This window comes from Sphingobium sp. BHU LFT2, assembly GCF_018604485.1.
Classification (GTDB): domain Bacteria; phylum Pseudomonadota; class Alphaproteobacteria; order Sphingomonadales; family Sphingomonadaceae; genus Sphingobium; species Sphingobium yanoikuyae_A.
In genome coordinates this window covers 1-18,433 of record NZ_JAFCGW010000015.1, presented here as the reverse complement: position 1 = coordinate 18,433, position 18,433 = coordinate 1, and the positions used below count along the sequence as shown (strand labels likewise).

Here is an 18,433-nt window from a genome sequence, read left to right as displayed (position 1 = left end):
ATGCGGTGTTACTCTCTATAGCGGAGCCGGATCTTACAGAGAAACCAGTCGGAGTCGTGAATGCCGGTAACCGTGTTAATCGTGGATGACAGCAAGCTCGCACGCATTGTTGCGGGAAAGGCGCTCGCCGAGCTGCAGCCCGATTGGCAGAAGCTCGAAGCGGGTAGCGGCGCGCAGGCGCTGGAAATCCTCGCTAGGGACGGTGCCGACGTCGCGCTCATCGATTTCAATATGACCGAACAGGACGGACTAGAACTCGCCACCGAGATACGCGCATCCAGAGCTGACATGCCGATCGCGATCATCACCGCCAATATCCAGGATGAGATCATCGCGCGCGCGAGAGAGATCGGCGCCGCATTCATTCCCAAGCCCGTCACCAGCGAGGGCCTCGCCGGCTTTCTGTCCGGCGCTGCGCTCAAGCTTCGGTCGGGGAAGGTATGACACCTGAATTGATTGCGCTCACCGAGCTGGAACGCGACGCCCTCACCGAAATTGTCAATATCGGCGTCAGCCGGGCAGCGTCGGCGCTGCGCAAGATGATCGGCGATCAAGTGCTACTCTCTGTGCCGTCGATCGAGGTGGTCAGTCAACGCCGCGCCGCCAGGCTCATTTCCGAACGCGAGGTCTCCGATCTCGTCGCGGTCCGCCAAGACTTCAATGGGCCATTTTCCGGTCGCGCGCTCTTGATCTTCCCAGAGACAAACAGCCTTGAGCTTGTCCGCGCTGTCACCGGTGGCGAGCTGTCCTCCGAGGAAGTGCTCGAGATGGAGCATGAGGCCCTTGCCGAGACCGGCAATGTGATCCTCAATGGCTGCCTCGCGACCATGGCGAACATGCTCAAGCGCTCGCTCATCATGACGATCCCCGAGGTGCTGCGCGGTAATGGCGCTCTTCTGTTCGAGGTTGACGAGACCAATGAGACTGAGGGGCTCGTCCTTTTCCTTTATATCGACTTCGCAGTCCGGCAGCGCGACATTCGCGGTTATATCGCGATGCTGATGGATATCCCTTCGCTGACCGTTCTCAAGGAATTGCTGGACGAGTTCATCGTCCGCGTTGTCGGTGAGGATGGCTAACGATGCGCCTTTGACGAAGTCGGACCAATTGCGGGCTGTGCTTGCTGCCGCGGGCGCCAGCGGTTCCTGGGACTGGGATATCGCGTCCGACAGTCTGACGGTCGATAGCCGGTTCGCCGAACTTTACGGCCTTGGCGATGATGCAGCGGGCAAACCGCTGCCGACGTCAGTCTTTTTTAAGGCGATCCATCCCGAAGACCGTGCTCGCATCCGCATCGCGGTCGCCGGATTGCTCGCCGGAGCGGAACTGTTCTCCAAGGAATTCCGCATCGTCACACCCGGCGGTGCGGTGCTGTGGATGCAAGGGCGAGGTCAGAGCCACCTCGACGCCAATGACGAGCCGGTCCGGTTCACTGGTCTGCTGGTCGACATCACCGAAAGAAAGCGCACCGAAGAGCGGCTGCGCATCGCCCAAAGTGCTGGCGGTGTTGGCACGTTCGAATATCAGGACGGCTTCTCGACCGTTTCGGTGTCGAGCGAGTTCTGTCGACTGCTCGGCCTTCATCCGACGAACCGGCTGCCGGTGCGCACCATCAACTCGGTGCTGTGCGAAGGGGACATGGCACTTATTCCTGAAGGTGACGCGGCGGACCTGCCGCTCAATCTCGACGGTGAGTTCTGCATCTACCCGGCTGATGGGTCGCAAAAGCGCTGGGTCGCGCGACGCGGCGAAGTCCTGCGCGAGGCAAACGGCAAAGGGTTCAGGCTGCTTGGCGTGATTTACGACATCAGCGTAGCGAAGGGCCTCGAAACCGAGCTGCGCAGCCTCAACGACACGCTCGAACAAAGAGTTGCGAGCGAGATCGAGGATCGCCTCAGGACCGAGGAAGCGCTGCGCCAGTCGCAGAAAATGGAGGCGGTGGGTCAGCTGACTGGCGGTATCGCTCACGACTTCAACAATCTGCTGACGATCATCATCGGCAGCGTGGATGCAGCAGCGCGCAGGCTTGACGCAGGAGCGGACAGCCGGGTTCGCCGTTCGCTTGACCATGCGATGAAAGGCGCCGAGCGCGCCGCCGCGCTGACCCAGCGCCTGCTCGCCTTTTCGCGCCAACAGCCGCTCTCCCCCCGGGCCGTTGATGTCCCGCGGCTGATTTCGGGCATGTCCGATCTCCTGACACGCACTATCTCCGAGTCGATCGCTATCGCGATCGAGGCGCCTGACGATGTCTGGACGGTAGAGGCCGATCCCAATCAACTTGAGAACGCGATCCTTAACCTCGCGGTCAATGCACGAGATGCGATGCCCGAAGGCGGCGATCTGACGATTAGCGCGTCTAATCACGTTCTGGTTGCGGGACAGGGAGACCTGCCTGCCGGCGATTATGTCGCCATAGCGGTTCGCGACAGCGGGATCGGCATGGACGCCGAGACGCTGGCTAAGGTATTCGATCCGTTCTTCACCACCAAGGAAGTCGGCAAGGGCACCGGGCTCGGTCTCTCAATGGTCTATGGGTTCGCCCATCAATCGGGCGGCGCGGTCGATATCCGGTCGCGCCTAGGGCAAGGGACGACGGTGACCATCCTTCTTGCCCGGAGCGATGGCACCGGGACCGTCAAGGAAGTGGAGGCCGAAAGAGAGGCGACCGAATACGGATTGCCGAGCGAGACGATCCTTGTGGTTGAGGACGATGACGACGTGCGCGCCTATACTGTCGGGTCGCTCCGGGAACTCGGTTATCGTGTCGTAGAGGCGCATGACGGCGCCTCCGCACTCGCGCTGCTTGATCGGCAGGGCGAGAAGCTGCGTCTGCTGCTGACCGATGTGGTGATGCCACAGATGTCCGGCAGCGACCTTGCCGCGGCCGTTCGAAGGGTGAAGCCGGCCCTGCCGATCCTCTACACCTCGGGCTACACGCGCGAGGCGATCTTGAAGGACGGACGCCTCGAGCCGGGCGTTGATTTGCTAACAAAGCCGTTCACGCTCAAATCCCTCGCAGCCAAGGTTCGCGAATTGCTCGATCGACACTGAGCGCAGATTCGGTCAGCATCGACCGGGAACCGCTGTGACCCGACCAAGAAACATAGGCGTAACGCGAATATCTGACCGCATCATCCCGGCATGCGCGAAGGAATAGGGCAATTCCTCGGTCTGGTTGCGCTCGCCGGCGATGATTTTGCCCTCCATCACAATCACGCAGCCCAAGGGTGACGTGGTGAGATCTGAACCTTGGACAGCGCAATCTCGGTCGCCTGGCGCATTCACGCAGGTTTTTGGCTTGTGACACTGCCATACTCCCAGAAGCATGGCGGTCGATGGACAAGGGCGCAGGAAAGCGCCTGCGCCCTTGCAGTGGCGATCAGGCGACGCCTGCACCGCCCGTGACGCCGAACACTTCGCCGGTCATGTAACTGCCCTCCTGGCTGGCCAACAGCACGTAGACAGGGGCGATCTCGACAGGTTGGCCGGGACGGCCAAACGGGGTCTGTTCACCGAACTTCGTCACCGCTTCCTGTGGTTGTCCGCCTGAGGATTGCAGGACGGTCCAGAACGGACCTGGCGCCACGACATTGGCCCGGATGCCCTTCTCCATGAGCTGCTTGGACAGCGCCTTGGTGTATGCCACGATCCCGGCCTTGGTCGTTGCATAGTCCAGCAGGATGGCTGACGGATCATAGGCCTGGATTGACGCGGTCGTGATGACGGACGCACCGGCAGGCAGGTGAGGCACCGCGGCCTGCGCGATCCAGTGCATCGCGTAGAGATTGGTCTTGAGCGTTTTGTCGAAATCCTCCGACGACACCTGCGAGATATCCTCGCGATACTGCTGCCTTCCAGCATTGATGACAAGGATGTCGAGGCCGCCGAGCTTCTCGACTGCCTGAGCGACCAGGTCGCGGCACCAGCTCTCGTCCGTGACATCGCCGGGCAGGTCGATTGCCTTGCGACCCTCCGCCTCGATGAGCTTGATCACCTCCGCAGCGTCGGCCGCCTCGCTCGGCAAATAGGAGATGGCGACATCGGCACCCTCACGCGCATAGGCGATAGCGGCCGCGCGGCCGATGCCGCTGTCGCCGCCCGTGACGAGCGCTTTGCGGCCAGTGAGCTTGCGCGACCCCTGATAGCTCGTCTCGCCATGATCGGGCACGGGGTCCATCTTGCCGGCTTCGCCAGGTGCCGGCTGGGGCTGCCGGGGAAAGGGCGGCTGGGGATATTGCTCGCGGGGATCCTGCATCGTCAGACGATCGCTCATTGTCGAACTCCTTGGGTTGGGGGTTTCTGATCGCAGGCTGCTTCATCCGTTAGGACCGCAGCGGCCATGATGTGTGCAAGATGGCTGAGGCCTTGCGGCATATTACCCAGGAACGCGCCGGACTTGGGATCAATCATCTCAGAGAGGATGCCGTGTCCATGAGCCAGTGCGGCTTTCAGCCGCTCCATGCGCGTCCGCGCTTCATCGCGCTCACCCAGAAGCGCCCAGGCCTCGGCCATCCAGAACGAACAGGCGAGGAAACACCCTTCCTCCTTGTCCATGCCGGTGTAGCGATAGTGAAACTCGCCAGCGCCCAACTCGCGGTCGATTGCAGTCAGTGTCGCGCGCAGGCGGTCATGACCGTCGAAGCCAAAGCGCACCGCCAGCGCAACGGATGCATCGAGCTTGTCGCTGCCGGGATACATGGTGAAGGACTGTCTGGCTTCCGACCAGCAATGCTCCCCCACCCATTGATAGATCCGGTCACGCTCGCGTGTCCAGCGTTCGCGGCAGGTGGTCGGCAGCTGTCCGCCGTCGGCCAGCTCGACCGCGCGCGCCAGTGCCTGCCAGCAACTGATCTTGGACATCGTGTAATGCTGTTCGTCCTCCAGCTCCCACATTCCCGCATCAGGCATGCGCCAGCTATCGGCGCACTCGTCAGCGAGGTGGGACAGGAGTTCGGCACTGGCGCTGTCGAGGATGTTGCCACAGCCGACAAAACGGCTCGCCGTCTCAAAGATGTCGCCGTACACGCCGTGCTGGCGTTGACCGGAGGCGCGATTGCCCGTGACGACGGGCGTCGACCCTCGATATCCCGGCATGTGCCAGCGCCGCTCTTGCGGCACTGCTTCGCCATCAAGCGTATAGCAGACACGGGGCCCATGAGCACGAAGCTGATTTAGGAGCCAGGTGAAGGCCGCTTTGGCCTCTGCTTCTGCATTGGCAGCAAGGAATGCCTCGATCGTGTAGCCTGCGTCGCGGATCCAGGCGTAGCGATAGTCCCAGTTCTTGGTTCCGCCGATGCCCTCGGGAAGCGAGGTCGTAGCGGCGGCCGCGATCGCGCCCGAGGGCGAGTAGAGTAGCAGCTTCAGCGCAAGGGCGCTGCGCAGAAAGGCCGCACGATCGGAACCGTCATAGGAAACCGAGCCGCACCAGTCGCGCCATTCCTTGTCCGCGATATCGATGCGCTCGTCGACCTGCGCGATGTCAGGGGCGACGAGAGGTTCATCGGCACCCGCGATGATCGCAACCGTTTGCCGCTCGCCGGCGGCAATGACGATCGTGCCGGTAATCCCTTCGTCAGACCATTTACAACTGATCTCGTCGCTCTGGATGAAGAGGCCCAGGACACGATCGACGTGGAAGACGGTGTGGTCGCCGATCTTCGAGTGATACGGATTAACAGTATCGCCGCGCCGGCCAGGGCGCATCGTCAGCGCGAAGGTGACGTTTCCGTCCAGCCCGTCCAGGCGGCGCGCCAGCTCGGCCCATGGCAGGCGGCCAGCATGACCGCTGTTCAAGGATTCGGTGAGCTTCGCGCGCCCGCGCTGCGTCGTGAAGATCGTTTCGAGGACATTGCTGTCCTCGCGGTATCGGCGCTCGACCGTGTAGGGCTCGTTAGGTTCGACGGTGAACACACCGCCATTCTCGCTGTCGAGCAAACGGTCGAAGAGAGGGGGCGAGTCCATGTTGGGGACACACCACCAGTCGATCGAGCCGTCGATGCCGGACAAGGCCACAGAACGCCCGTCGCCAAGGGCCGCATATTGCTCCAGGGGCAGATACCCGTCGGTGCGCTGACAAAGAGGTGCCGGCTCATTGGGTTTTGCAAGCAAACTATCCAGCAGCGCCCTCAACGCAGGACCCTCGCAAGGCCGCGCGACAAGCCAAAGCCGGCGAGCACGCCAAGGCCGATCAGTCCGCCAGTCGCGGTTATCTTGAAGAGGTCGCGATGGCGGGACGTAAAATACTCGGTGCGCGTATCAATGACCCGATCCTTGGCGTCGCCATCAATCGAAGCGGGCCCCGCAACGCTCTGGTCGAGATTGCCGTCCCGCGCGGCCATCGGTGCGCCTTGCTGTGCTGCGACCATTTCGGCCGCCTTGCGGTCGGAAAAAGCGGGGGCGATGCGCTGCCCCAGCGCCATTTTAGCGGTTGTGCGTCCGACCCAGACTTCGCGCTGTGGATTCTTAACGGTCGCCCAGACCGCCTCGGCGCAAAGCCGGGGGTCAAACAGCGGGTCGGGAATGACCTGCTCGTGGCCCGAGCGGTTACGCGACCATCCGGGCTGCGGCGTGTTCACGCCGGGAAGATAAACGACGCTCAGCACGATCGGCGATGCTTCGTCGATCAATTCTGACCGCAGGGAATCGGTAAAGCCGGTGACGGCAGCCTTGGCGCCGCAATAGGCGGCCTGGAGCGGGGCAGAGCGGATGGCAAGGCCCGAGGAGATCTGGACGATCGTCCCGTGCCCTGCGTTGCGCATATGCCGCAGCGCCGCCAATGTTCCGTAGACCTGCGACAGATAGGTCGTCGCGGTGACGCGCTGATATTCCTCCGGCGTAATTTCGCCAGCGCGGGCAACCACTGTCGACATCGCATTGTTGACCCAGGCGTCGATGCCACCCAATTCGGTCGCAACGCGATCGGCTGCCGCATCGACAGCGACCGGATCAGCAACATCGACCGACAACGCAATCACCTTCGCGCCGTGCGACATCAGAAGACGCCTGGCTTGCTCAAGACGGCCAGGCTCGCGGGCCAGGATGCCGACCTGCCAGCCGCCCTTCGCGAAACGCTCGGCAGTAGCGAGGCCGATACCCGCGCTCGCGCCAGTCACAACTATTGATCGCATTGAGCGGCCTTTCCGGTGGAGCAGACCGGAGAAACGCCCGCCCGCATTGGCTAAGCCTAAGGAATGCGGAAAAGCCGATAAGGTTCGACGTCGGCGCAAAGATAACGCGCTTCGCCACGTCAGATGTCATTGACGTTGCTCGCGATAATACAGCGCAGCTTATTTCCTGGTGCGGAGATTGATTCCGGAGCGGATTGGCCGCCAAGGCGTTCGCAAAGAATATTGGATAGGAGCTTTTGTGCATGTCGCGAACCGTCGCTGAACTATTGGTCGATACACTGGCACGCCTCGGCGTCGAGCATGTCTTCGGGGTAGTCGGCGACGCGCTTAATCCCTTCACCCATGCGCTTGATGGCGATGACCGGATCGAATGGATCGGCGTTCGGCACGAAGAGGGAGGGGCACTGGCAGCCGCCGGCCAGGCAAAGCTGACCGGGCGCCTCGGCGTCTGTTGCGGCACCACCGGGCCCGGGGGCAATCATCTCGTCGCCGGCCTATATGAAGCGAGGAAAGACCATGCGCCGGTCCTCGCGATCACAGGGGGCGTGCCGGCCGCAAAACGCGGCACGGACCATTTGCAGGAGGATGATGTCGCCCTGCTGTTCCGCGACGTGGCGGTCTATAGCCAGGTCATCGCAGCGCCCGAACAAGCGCCCGGGGTCATTCGCGAAGCAATCGCTGCCGCTTATGCAGAGCGCGGCGTGGCGCACATCAACGTGCCGCCGGATGTATTTTCGGCCACGATCAGGGAAGAGGTGCCAAGCCTTCCGGTACTGCGTCCAAGGCCCGAAGTGGCGCCAGACCTGGCAGATATAGAGGAAGCCGCCCGGCTGATCGGCGAGGCAGATACCGTGGCGATCTTCTGTGGCCATGGTTGTCTAGGTGCCGCATCGGAGCTCGAGCAACTGGCAGAGCGGCTGAAGGCGCCGCTGATGCACACCTATCGCGGCAAGCCTATTCTTCCGTTCGATCATCCGAACTGGATCGGCGGTGTTGGCCTCATCGGGTCGAAGGCGGGCGTCGATGCGATCAACGATGCCGACCTGCTCCTCATGCTCGGCACCGATTATCCCTATTCGGAGTTTCTCCCCAAGCACGGCCATGTGATCCAGATTGACGAGCGGGCGCTAGCCCTTGGCCGGCGCGCGCCGGTGAGCCTGGGCATAATCGGTTCGGTGCGTCCGGCGCTCAGGCAACTGCTTGAGCATCTGCCTGCCCGAATGGACAATTCCTTTCTGGCAAAGGCGCAATCGGCCCGCGCCGAATGGAACGCCATGCTGGACCAGCGTGCGGACCGCTCGCGCACGCCGGGCAAACTTCACCCGCCCGCGCTTGCGCGTGCGATAAGCGATCATGCCGCTGACGACGCCATCATTGTGACGGACACCGGCGAGGTTACGCTCTGGGCCGCAAACTGGTGGCGTCAGACCGGGCGCCAGCTTGGGACCGGCTCGTTCAACAATGCGGCTGTGGGCACGGGGCTTGGCCTTGCAAACGGCGCGCAGCTGCTGAACCGTAACCGGCAGGTCATCGCGCATATCGGTGACGGCGGCATGACGATGCTACTGGGCGAGTTCATGACGAGTGTCGAGCATCGCCTGCCGGTCAAGATTGTGGTCTATGACAACGCCGCCTGGGGCCTCGTCCACATCGAGATGGAGTCTGCCGGCCTGCCGGCGGCGAGCGGTACAACGTTTCCCAACATCGATTTCGCGGCCTTTGCGCGGGCTTGCGGAGCAGAGGGCTTTACGGTTCGCGATCCGGCGATGCTGGACGAGACAATCGCCCGCTTTCTTTCAGCACCCGGGCCAGCCATCCTTCATGCGCATGTCGATCCGGACGAGCTTCCGACCATGCCTCATATCGAGCCGGCGCAGGTAGCCCGCTTCGGTATTGCCAAAGTGCGCGAGGCATGGCGCAGCCTGCGCAGAGGTGAAGCATGACCGCGCGCGAATGCGACGTCGCTATCATTGGCGCGGGGACGGCGGGCCTTGCGGCGGAGCGTAGCGCGAGACGACATGGCGCGATCACACTGCTCATCGATCAGGCGTTCGCCGGAACCACCTGTACGACGGTTGGCTGCATGCCCTCGAAGCTCCTGATCGCTGGCGGCAATGCGGCTCATGCTGTTCGCCATGCCTCGACATTCGGTATCGATGCGGAGCCGCTGGTGCGCGGAACGGCGGTGATGAGCCGTCTGCGAGAAATGCGCGACGAATTCATTGCTGCAGTGAAGCAGTCAATGAATGAGATCCCGAATGCCAACAAAGTGGAGGCGCGCGCCGCGTTCGACGGGCCTACGACGCTCCGGCTCGACGACGGAACGATCGTCCGGGCTAAAGCAGTCGTCATCGCCACCGGCGCGAAGCCATCAATCCCCGATCCGCTGCGCGCGCTGGGTGATCGCGTGCTGACCAACGAGACATTGTTCGACCTGCCTGACCTGCCCCACTCGGTTGGCGTGGTCGGCGCCGCCCCGCTGGGTCTGGAACTTGCGCAGGCGCTTTCGCGCCTCGGGGTCGATGTGATGGTGTTTGATGAAGGCGACAAGTTGGCGGGTCTCGACGATGACCCTGTCGCGCAGAGCCTGCGAACCGCGCTCGAGGGGGAATTTCCGATTCATCTCGGGGTCAAGGTCGAGGCCGAACTCGATGGTGAGGCGGTCCGCTTGCGCTGGTCGGGTGCGAGCGAAGGCGAAGGGCGCTTCGACTATCTGCTCGCCGCAGCGGGAAGACCGCCCAATCTAACTGGGCTCGACCTTGATCGGACCGGGCTGACTTTCGACGAACACGGCATACCGGATATCGACCCCGAAAGCCTGCAATGTGGGCATGCGGCGATTTTCATGGCGGGCGATGCCGATCATGAACGCCCTGTGCTGCACGAGGCGCAAGCGGAGGGGACTATCGCGGGACGCAACGCGGCTCGTTATCCCGATGTGGAACCTTCCATGCGGATGACGCCTCTTTCCATCATGTTCACAGATCCGAATATGGCGATCGTCGGCACGCCCCCGGGCGAAGAGGATCCCGTCTTGTGCGGCACCGCAAGTTATGACGATCAAGGACGGGCCAAGATGTTCGCAACGAACATTGGTCGCGTCCATATCTATGCGCAGGCTGAAAAAGGCCGTCTTCTTTCGGCGGTGATGATTGGTCCGGCTGTCGAGCACGGCGCGCACCTCCTGGCGCACGCCATTCAACAAAAGCTCACCGCAAGCGAGCTGCTCGATATGCCCTTCTACCATCCGACATATGAGGAGGGCCTGCAACCTGCACTTCGGGAGATTTGCAAGCGTGTCAGCGATCCTGACCCCACCGATCGCGAGGATGGGTTCATGCCCGGGAGCTGAACTGCCTTGCATATGACCAAGTCGCGCATGCAGGCTCGTATCTGCAACGCGACACGCAATATCGCGTTCTATCTATGCTGAAGGAGAGACGAGATGGCAGATAATAAAGATGTGCGTGGACCGCAGGACCGGACCCGGATCGCCATGGGCGAAGATTATGAAGTCGACTATTGGACGGCGAAATTCGGCGTGTCGCGCGAAGCGCTGCAACGCGCCGTCGATGCTGTGGGTAACAGTGCGGATGCCGTCGAACAGCATCTCAAAAGTAGCTGAACCGCGATAGCGGCCTGACGGCCCCGTGAGTGAGGAACCGGACCGCAGCGATGCTTTGCGCGAAATGGCGCAACATCGCGGTTTCAAGCTGCTGAAATCCCGCCGACGCAAGCCTGGCGTCGGAGATTTCGGGCGGTTTGGGCTCAGCGACGCTGCGGGCAAACCGGTTATGGGTGTCGGGCCAGATGGCCTGACCGCTCTGCCGGACGAAGTTGAAGCCTATCTTCGCACCGGCGCGCTCGACAGCTGGAAAGCCTCCGCCAAGGCAACGCCCGACGCGCCGAGAAAGACCAGGGCAGCTTCCCTCGCCGATGACAGCAAGAGGAAGGGCGAGACCGGAGCAGCAGCTGCCGGCTCGAACCTCGCCGCCGGTCGGAAGGCGCGCCGAACGGGGAAAAAAGAGCAAGCCGACCGTCCGCGCAGTGCCGCCACGACCGACGAGCCGTCTGAAAAGTTCAGTCCTCCAGTCGCGAAGGAAAAGCGCGCACAGTCCGCCGAGCCTGTGCCGCAACCGCCGACGACGCTCACGATCAGAAAACACAGGAAGGAGGAGGTCACTGCCATCGCTCGCTTGCTTGGAGAATTACCCGGCGTCGATCGAACAGCGCAGGACGTTGCTGATGGTATCGCGGCTGCCCGCAAGGCGGGAGGTGGTTTGCTGGTCGCTGATCAAGGCGGCCTGGTTGGCTGCATCGCCTGGGTGACTGTGCCCGTGATGCACCGTAGCGCAATCGGACGGATAACCACTCTCATTGTAAGCGCCAAGCAGCGGCGCAAAGGCATCGGTCGCAAGCTCGTTGCAGAAGCGCTGGGGGCACTTGCACATGCCGGTTGCGAAGAGATCGAGGCGATGAGCGATATCGACATTCGCAACGCTCATGGTTTCTTCCGCAGTCTCGACTTTGTGCAGACCAGCTATCGTTTCACGCGATCGACGACACTGAATGGAACGTAGGCGCTCGCCGGGTATTTCTGGCAAGAACATAAGAGGAAGTCTGTGATGGCAGCACGCCCCTATTGGAAGGGCCAGATACGTCTGGCCCTCGTCTCGATCCCCGTGGAAGTCTATTCGGCAACCAAGAGCGGCGCGACAATCGCCTTCAATCAGATCCATGAGCCATCGGGCAAGCGTATAAAATACGAGAAGGTCGTGCCGGGCATTGGCCCAGTTGATCTCGACGAGATCGTCAAGGGCTTCGAATATTCCAAGGGTGAATATGTCCTTCTCGACGAGAAGGAGATCGAAGGGGTCAAGCTGGAGAGCAAGAAGACGCTTGAACTTACCCAGTTCGTCGATGCGCAGGACGTCGACATGATCTACTTTGAAAAACCCTATTATGTCGTGCCAGCCGACGATCTTGCCGAAGAGGCTTTTATCGTGTTGCGCGAGGCGCTTCGCCGCAGCCGCAAGATCGGGCTGGGGCAGCTCGCCATGCGGGGCCGCGAATATGTCGTCTCGGTCAAGGCGTGCGGTCGCGGAATGGTGATGGAAACGCTGCGCTACGCCGATGAAGTCAACAAAGCGGCGAGCTATTTCCGCGATATCGGCGACAGCGATCCCGACGAGGAATTGCTCGATCTCGCCACGACGTTGATCGACAAAAAAACCGGCAAGTTCGACGCCAGCGAGTTTCATGACCGCTACGTCGATGCGTTGAAAGATCTCATCGAGCGCAAAAAGAAGGGGAAGACGCTCAATATTGACGATGAGGATAAGGGAACCGGCGATCCGCGCGGCAGCAATGTCGTCGATCTCATGGCAGCCCTCAAAAATTCGCTTGGCACTGGTGGAAAGGCCGGCGGCAGCCGGAGTGGTGGCTCGAAAACCGGAGCTAAGGCGCCTGCCAAAAAGGCGCCTGCAAAGAAGACGGCAGCGAAAGCGCCAGCGCGCAAGCGGGCCTAGCAGTGGCGGGACCAGCGAATGACGTGTCGAGCCCCGAAGATAGCGACGCCGCCTTCGCCGAGGGCGCGATCACGCTTTGGGCCAACTTCCTTACGCTGATGGGGACGCACATGCTCGATGGTGGCACGCCACGAGACGAGGTGCTCGAAATGCTGACGATGCTGCACGAAACCAATGAGCAAACGATCCCATCACCTCGCGCGCGTGCCAGCGCCTCGCGGCATCTGATGGCGGTCTACAGGGTGCTTGCCGAAGCGTGACGGATCATAGATCGGGCAGCACCTGATCGGCACGACCCCAGTTTTTGAGATCTTTGGAGCCCGCGCGTTTCACTAACGCGGCGCCGTCGCCGATATGCCAGTGTGAAGGCGTGTCGAGATCGCGAAGCTCTTCCCAGCTGAGCGGGACAGCCACGGGCGCGAATTCGCGCGATCGGGCGCTATAGGGCATCACAGCCGTGGCCCCGCGCTGGTTGCGCAGATAATCGACGAAAATCTTGTCTGACCGTCGCGCCTTGGCGAGCGCTGCCGTAAAACGATCGGGCTGGCTTTGCGCCAGGGCCAGTGCGAACCGGTGCGCAAAATCCTTGACCTGCGGCCATTCGGCCTGAGGCGTCAGCGGCGCGATGACATGAACGCCTTTGCCGCCTGTCACCATCGGGAACGTGGCAAGACCCATTTGCCCAAGAAGATCCTGAACGTGGAACGCGGCGGAGACCACGTCCTTGAAATCCAGGCCTTCATCGGGATCAAGATCGAAGACGAGCCGGTCGGCCTTCTCGACATCCTCGATGCGCGCGCCCCAGCCATGAAATTCGATCGTGCCCATTTGCACGCAGGTCAAGAGACCGGCCGGGGAATCAACGAAGAGATAGGGTTCGTCATGGCCGTCCTTTTCCCGGATTGCGACATGCTTCACGTCTTCGCCGAAGCTCCCGGCATCATGCTTCTGAAAGAAGCACTTCTTGGAGCGACCCTGCGGACAGCGAACGAGACTGATTGGCCGGCTGCCAGCCCAAGGCAGCATGATGGGGGCCACAATCTCATAATAGTCGGCGAGCTGGCCTTTAGTGAGCTTTCCTTCAGGGAAGATCACCCGTTCGCGATTGCTGATCTTCACGCCTGACGCCGCGGGCGTTTTTAGAGCGACCGTCTCTACCGGTTGCTCTGTCTCGATCACAACCGCTTCGGGCTTCTTATCCTGGCGCAGCCCAAGATAGCTTGGATGACGAAGGACACCTTCGTCCGTGAATTCGATGTAGGCTATCTCGGCGACGAGCTTGGGCTTGATCCAGTGGGCGCCGCGAACCGCTGCGCGTGGCGCTTCGACGGTCGGAGCCTTCACTTCGAGTGGCGCCATCAAGGTCATGAGCCGCTCGATCTCGTCGCCGGTAAAGCCAGTGCCGGCCTTGCCTGCGTAGCGCAGCTTGCCGTTTTCGTTGACGCCAAGGAGCAGGGAGCGAAAACCGCGCTGTTTGTCAGAGGGCGTCCAACCGACGATGATGAACTCCTGACGACGAATGCATTTGGTTTTGAGCCAGGTGCCACTGCGCGCCCCGCTATATCTGGCATCGGTGCGCTTGGAGATCACGCCTTCGAGCCCAGCCCCGCAGAAGCTATCGAACAACTCCTCGCCGCGCCCGACGATATGGTCCGAATAACGGATATGGGCCGTTCCTTCACCGATGAGCGCCGCGAGCCGATCCTTGCGTTCGAGAAGCGGTTTGCTGGTCAGGTCCTCACCATCGAGGGCGAGAAGATCGAACGCATAATAGAGAATCTGCCCGGGATCTCCTTTGAGAGCTGCCTGCAGCGCCTGGAAGCTCGTCTTGCCTTGGGCATCGACGACCACCGCCTCACCATCAATGAGGGCCGAGCCGGCCTTCAGGTCCACTGCGTCGCCGATGATCGACGCAAAGCGATCCGACCAGTCGAGGCCAGACCGGGTATAGGCACGGCCTTCGCCGCCCCCGACCGCGATCAGCGTCCGATAGCCATCAAATTTCATCTCATGCACCCACCGGTCACCGGGGGGGACGTGATCGACCAAGGTCGCGAGCTGTACGGGCTGGAAGGGAGGGGGGGCGTTCAACCCACGAGACCCGCGAGCCGTCCTCTTACGTGGCTTTGCAACGGGCATTTCCGCATTGGTCGCGATGGCCTTTGTAGCTTTTGCAGCCTTTGCAGCCTTAGCGGCGGCACCAGTCGCGATTTCCGCCATGGTACGGCCGCTTGTGATGCTGGTAAGATGGGTGCCGACCAGATCGTCGGAGCCGCCGGCATAGTCATCTGCAATCTTCCGGAGCAGCCAATTCTCACCCTTTTCCTTTCCGCGGGGCTTCAGTCGGATCATCAGCCACTCCCCCTTCATCCGGTGGCCGTGTAGGAAAAAGTGCAGGTGACCTTCGGCAAGCGTCTTGACCGGATCTTTGCCTGGGACCGGCTCCCAGGTTCCGTTGTCCCATAGCATGACGGTTCCGCCGCCATATTGGCCTTTGGGTATCGTGCCCTCAAAGCGTGCATAATCGAGCGGATGGTCCTCTGTGCGAACCGCGAGCCGCTTGTCGTCGGGATTCAGGCTTGGCCCTCGCGTCACGGCCCAGCTTTTCAGCGTGCCGTCAAGTTCGAGTCGAAAATCATAGTGGAGGCGGGTTGCATCATGCTTCTGGACGACGAAACCGTTTCCGTTGGTGGTCGAAGTGCTGGCCGAAGGTTCGGACGTCTTTTTGAAGTCGCGCTTGGAGCGATACCGCGCCAGGCCTTCAAGCGATGTGACTTCGGTCGTTGGCGCTTTGTGGGGCATCGAGACGTCCTTGTTGATCGCTGAATAATCCGTTCGGCGGGTTAGTCGTTCCCACAACAGACACTTCTTCTCGCGATCGTGAACGGTGAGGCGAGATCAGCGTTAAGTGCTTCATGGAACCCCTGCCATCCGATCGATATGCGCATGCATTCTCGGCTGACGTGACGCCCAGTGCCTGCGCAAAGACGCAATGGAAATTTGCTTGTCCCTGCCTCCTCCTGGATGCGGAGATCATCCCACCTCGGGCCCATGAGCGAGGGCAGGGAGGTGGTGGAAGATTATGGCCATGTCGGCTTTACCCTTCGGCAACATCCGGTCTCATTCCTGCGCGAGGAATTGCTGAGGCAAAAGATGGTCCCGTGCAGCAACCTCGATAGCGTGAAAGACGGTCGCTACGTCTGGCTGGCCGGGCTGGTGCTGGTGCGTCAGCGCCCCGGATCGGCAAAGGGCGTCATGTTCAGCATGATCAAGGACCAAACCGGCATAGCGACCTCATCGTCTGGCCGAGCATGTTCGAGCAGAACCGCAGGATTGTGATGGGCGCGCGCATGCTTGGCCTCTATGATCAGGTACAGCGTGAGGGCGAGGTGGTCCACGTCATCGTCAAGAAGCTTGTCGACCTGTCAGCCCTTCTGAGTTCCCTCATTGAAAGGGCAACGCCATTTCGGATAAGCTACGGGCATGGGGACGGCGCCAATAACGGCGGCCGACCAGATCCGCGAGCGATGCCACAACTGCGCGATATCCTGATCCCCGATCTGCATATCGATACGGCGCGAGATCGGGCGCTGGTTAAAAGCCGTAACTTCAAATGATCAAGGCGCTTGGCGGCTGCGGCGCGGCTTGGGCGAAAACAGCGGCTTGACCTGGCGGAAGGCTGGGACCCATTGCCCCACCCCATTCCTGCGAAAGTCCATCATGCACGTCGCTCCCGCCTCATCAGATCTGGGTGCGCGCCTTACGGCATCCTGGAATGAAAGCGAAAAGCAAAAGCCCGTCGTCAGGCTGGTTCCTTTGGGCACCGACCCAGGCGTGCAGCTCAGAAGCATATCGGAGGAACTGGCAATCCAGTCCATTCCCCTTCGCTTGGGTCAGGTGGTCACGCCCGAGCAGCACGGCCTCTTCCCGCAGGATCGACCGCGGTGGTGGCGGTCTATGGGGGCGATCGTCTGACTCCAGACGAACGAGAGACCCTTGCGCGCCTTCTGGGCAATGGTCCGAAGACCCTTGTCGTGGTCATATGTCCGGTAGAGAGGGAGCAGGCCGGGAAAATCCCGGCGGCGTGGGGGAAAACTAAAGCGGCTCGAGGTTTCTCAACGACGGCGCCCGGATCAACTGACGAAATTGACCAGTGCGGATATGCTGGCACGAGAGGTTGGCGCGCCATCGATGTCGATATCGATGCCTTGTACCGTCGCATGGACGACCGCGGTCTGGAATGTGGTATCATCAGGGGAGGGGACGTCTATACTCCCACCCAGGCCCGCAGCCAGCTTTTCCGCGACAGCTCGTTGGCCGAAATAGTCGATGTCCTTCGACGTATAGGGTCGAAATTCTAGCAGCTCTGCCGCTCGTTCCGAATAATATTCAGCCCACAGGTTGAGCGCCTGGCCGCCCACCACAAAGGCGCGCTCATCGTCACCCAGAATTTTGGCTATGTCGATAACCGCGCGGGGCGGTAGATGACCGTTCGTCAAATAGCGACGGATCCGCGGCGGCCGATGCGAGCGCTACGAATAGGCAGGCTATCGAAGAATCCATTTTGCTGGGCAAGCTCATCCATCGACACTACGCCATTGCGCAGATCGCGATCATCCTGGTCACGCATGCGCTGTTTTTCGCGCTGCCGTTCCAGAACATCATAATGGCCTGCCTGCATCATGTTTCTTCAGATAGGTCCGCAAGGGTTTCCGGTCAATGAACGCCGATGTCATCGCCGTAAAAAGAAAGGAACGAATCTGCGCGCGCTGTTCGCCTGCGGTTAGCATATTTTCGGCTTAAAATCAAGATAGAGCAATGCTGCCATCCGCGTCAATTCCGTGTTTTCACGCTGAACTCGCATGCGGAAAAGTTAGTGAAAATTCTTGGTGGCTTGGTGCAGATAGCCTATCGTGCAGGGGCTTTGGCAGGTGTCTCCAAAACTCGAACATGCCCGGAACATCCCATGGCGACGCCCAGCCGAATTCGCAACCCAGCAGGCGTTGGTTGCAATGAAGCGTATGGACGACAAGCGAAGCCAGTAACGATTTGATAAGAAAGGAAATATTTCCCCTGAAGCTAGCCTCAAGATTTTGGGGGTAAAATTGGGGGTAAAACGGAAAAGCCAGCAGAAAATATACCCGTAAATCATGAGTTTAACCATAGAATTCGGTCGCTGCCGGGCCTACCAGCAGCCGAAAATATCCGGATATTTGTGCCAGCTTCCGAGACATCGCGCTTGGTCGATCGCGCGCAATCCGCTGCAGTCCGTTATGTTGACCTGAATTGCCTCTCTGGTTCTTATAAAAGCGCTTCGCCGCGCGACGGGCCGCGGTGATCGTCACCCAGGCCGAGACGATCGAGGCGGGGGAGGCCTATTATTCCGATATGAAGGCACGGGCGAAGCGCTTTGGTCGCGATGCCGACCAGTTGTTCATCCTGCCGAGCATCGCCGCGATCGTCGGTGACAGCGATGAAGAGGCCGAGGCCCGCTACCGCGAACTTGCCGCGCTGAAGTCGATCGACACTGGCCGCGGCTTCCTGTCGTGCACATTCAACGAGCCGCGTTTCGTTGCATCGGGCAAATGAAGTCTGGGTGTCGAGGCACCGATGTCGGCGTTTGGATCCTTAAGGTGCACAAGTGGATCGATTTAACATAAGATATATTATCGCACTGCCAATGTGTAAGCGCCATTTAGAAATGACACACCCCCGCTAGATAGAGATGACACAGTTTGGATCATCGGCGGAGCGCTGCTGTCATGTTCATCCTTCGCG

At 60.9% G+C, this 18,433-nt stretch carries 17 protein-coding genes and 1 pseudogene; 12 read left to right on the top strand and 6 right to left on the bottom strand.

The window, feature by feature from the left end:
- Positions 1-60: 60 nt before the first annotated feature.
- From JQK15_RS21595 to JQK15_RS21585, 3 genes are read left to right on the top strand one after another with little or no spacing between them, the layout of a single operon-like run.
- Positions 61-444 (top strand): response regulator, encoded by a 384-nt coding sequence (locus tag JQK15_RS21595; protein WP_214867774.1) that lies wholly within the window; start codon positions 61-63, stop codon positions 442-444.
- Positions 441-1,079: a chemotaxis protein CheX gene (locus JQK15_RS21590; RefSeq protein ID WP_214867772.1), complete on the top strand. Its 639-nt coding sequence runs from the start codon at positions 441-443 to the stop codon at positions 1,077-1,079. Before JQK15_RS21595 ends, JQK15_RS21590 begins: the two co-directional genes overlap by 4 nt.
- A gap of 10 nt (positions 1,080-1,089) precedes the next feature.
- Positions 1,090-3,051 (top strand): hybrid sensor histidine kinase/response regulator, encoded by a 1,962-nt coding sequence (locus JQK15_RS21585; protein WP_251007948.1) that lies wholly within the window; start codon positions 1,090-1,092, stop codon positions 3,049-3,051.
- A gap of 328 nt (positions 3,052-3,379) precedes the next feature.
- On the opposite strand, the gene JQK15_RS21580 is transcribed toward JQK15_RS21585, so the two are convergent.
- Genes JQK15_RS21580 through JQK15_RS21570 form a run of 3 tightly spaced genes read right to left on the bottom strand, consistent with a single transcriptional unit; the run spans position 3,380 to position 7,127 of the window.
- Positions 3,380-4,273, bottom strand: coding sequence for an SDR family oxidoreductase (locus JQK15_RS21580; RefSeq protein ID WP_214867767.1), 894 nt, complete (start codon positions 4,271-4,273; stop codon positions 3,380-3,382).
- On the bottom strand, positions 4,270-6,120 hold the full coding sequence (locus tag JQK15_RS21575) for a glycoside hydrolase family 15 protein (protein ID WP_251007955.1): 1,851 nt from the start codon (positions 6,118-6,120) through the stop codon (positions 4,270-4,272). Before JQK15_RS21575 ends, JQK15_RS21580 begins: the two co-directional genes overlap by 4 nt.
- Before the next feature lie 5 nt (positions 6,121-6,125).
- Positions 6,126-7,127, bottom strand: a complete 1,002-nt coding sequence (locus tag JQK15_RS21570; RefSeq protein WP_214867765.1) for an SDR family oxidoreductase — start codon at positions 7,125-7,127, stop codon at positions 6,126-6,128.
- 242 nt (positions 7,128-7,369) lie between these two features.
- Between JQK15_RS21570 and JQK15_RS21565 the strand changes: the two genes are divergently transcribed.
- From JQK15_RS21565 to JQK15_RS21540, 6 genes are all read left to right on the top strand, one after another.
- A complete protein-coding gene (locus tag JQK15_RS21565; protein ID WP_214867762.1) occupies positions 7,370-9,070 on the top strand; it encodes a thiamine pyrophosphate-binding protein in 1,701 nt (566 codons plus the stop codon).
- The gene (locus JQK15_RS21560; RefSeq protein WP_214867760.1) at positions 9,067-10,479 is read left to right on the top strand and encodes a dihydrolipoyl dehydrogenase; all 1,413 of its coding nucleotides are present in this window, start codon (positions 9,067-9,069) and stop codon (positions 10,477-10,479) included. The genes JQK15_RS21565 and JQK15_RS21560 overlap by 4 nt, the downstream gene beginning before the upstream one ends.
- Positions 10,480-10,572: 93 nt before the next feature.
- Positions 10,573-10,752, top strand: a complete 180-nt coding sequence (locus JQK15_RS21555) for a DUF3606 domain-containing protein (protein WP_214867758.1) — start codon at positions 10,573-10,575, stop codon at positions 10,750-10,752.
- A 25-nt stretch (positions 10,753-10,777) separates the two neighbouring features.
- The gene (locus JQK15_RS21550) at positions 10,778-11,707 is read left to right on the top strand and encodes a GNAT family N-acetyltransferase (protein WP_214867756.1); all 930 of its coding nucleotides are present in this window, start codon (positions 10,778-10,780) and stop codon (positions 11,705-11,707) included.
- 45 nt (positions 11,708-11,752) lie between these two features.
- A complete protein-coding gene (ku, locus tag JQK15_RS21545) occupies positions 11,753-12,655 on the top strand; it encodes a non-homologous end joining protein Ku (RefSeq protein WP_214867754.1) in 903 nt (300 codons plus the stop codon).
- A gap of 2 nt (positions 12,656-12,657) precedes the next feature.
- Entirely contained in the window at positions 12,658-12,915 is a 258-nt protein-coding gene (locus tag JQK15_RS21540) for a hypothetical protein (RefSeq protein WP_214867752.1), read from the top strand.
- A 4-nt stretch (positions 12,916-12,919) separates the two neighbouring features.
- Here the strand turns inward: JQK15_RS21540 and ligD are convergent, their stop codons facing one another.
- Complete coding sequence (gene ligD / locus JQK15_RS21535; RefSeq protein WP_214867749.1) at positions 12,920-15,457, bottom strand: DNA ligase D; 2,538 nt, start codon at positions 15,455-15,457, stop codon at positions 12,920-12,922.
- Between the two features lie 270 nt (positions 15,458-15,727).
- Between ligD and JQK15_RS21530 the strand changes: the two genes are divergently transcribed.
- Together JQK15_RS21530 and JQK15_RS21525 are read left to right on the top strand one after the other, a co-directional pair.
- Positions 15,728-15,994 (top strand): hypothetical protein, encoded by a 267-nt coding sequence (locus tag JQK15_RS21530; RefSeq protein WP_214867747.1) that lies wholly within the window; start codon positions 15,728-15,730, stop codon positions 15,992-15,994.
- Complete coding sequence (locus JQK15_RS21525) at positions 15,967-16,272, top strand: hypothetical protein (protein ID WP_214867745.1); 306 nt, start codon at positions 15,967-15,969, stop codon at positions 16,270-16,272. The genes JQK15_RS21530 and JQK15_RS21525 overlap by 28 nt, the downstream gene beginning before the upstream one ends.
- A 516-nt stretch (positions 16,273-16,788) precedes the next feature.
- On the opposite strand, the gene JQK15_RS21520 is transcribed toward JQK15_RS21525, so the two are convergent.
- Both JQK15_RS21520 and JQK15_RS21515 read right to left on the bottom strand, forming a co-directional pair.
- Positions 16,789-17,154, bottom strand: a complete 366-nt coding sequence (locus JQK15_RS21520) for a hypothetical protein (protein WP_214867743.1) — start codon at positions 17,152-17,154, stop codon at positions 16,789-16,791.
- Positions 17,151-17,339 carry a hypothetical protein gene (locus JQK15_RS21515; RefSeq protein WP_214867741.1) on the bottom strand — a complete coding sequence of 63 codons (189 nt, stop codon included), beginning with the start codon at positions 17,337-17,339 and terminating at the stop codon, positions 17,151-17,153. Before JQK15_RS21515 ends, JQK15_RS21520 begins: the two co-directional genes overlap by 4 nt.
- 638 nt (positions 17,340-17,977) lie before the next feature.
- On the opposite strand from JQK15_RS21515, the pseudogene JQK15_RS21510 reads away from it, so the two are divergent.
- Positions 17,978-18,244: pseudogene (locus tag JQK15_RS21510) on the top strand (LLM class flavin-dependent oxidoreductase); the annotation flags it as partial.
- Between the last annotated feature and the right edge of the window lie 189 nt (positions 18,245-18,433).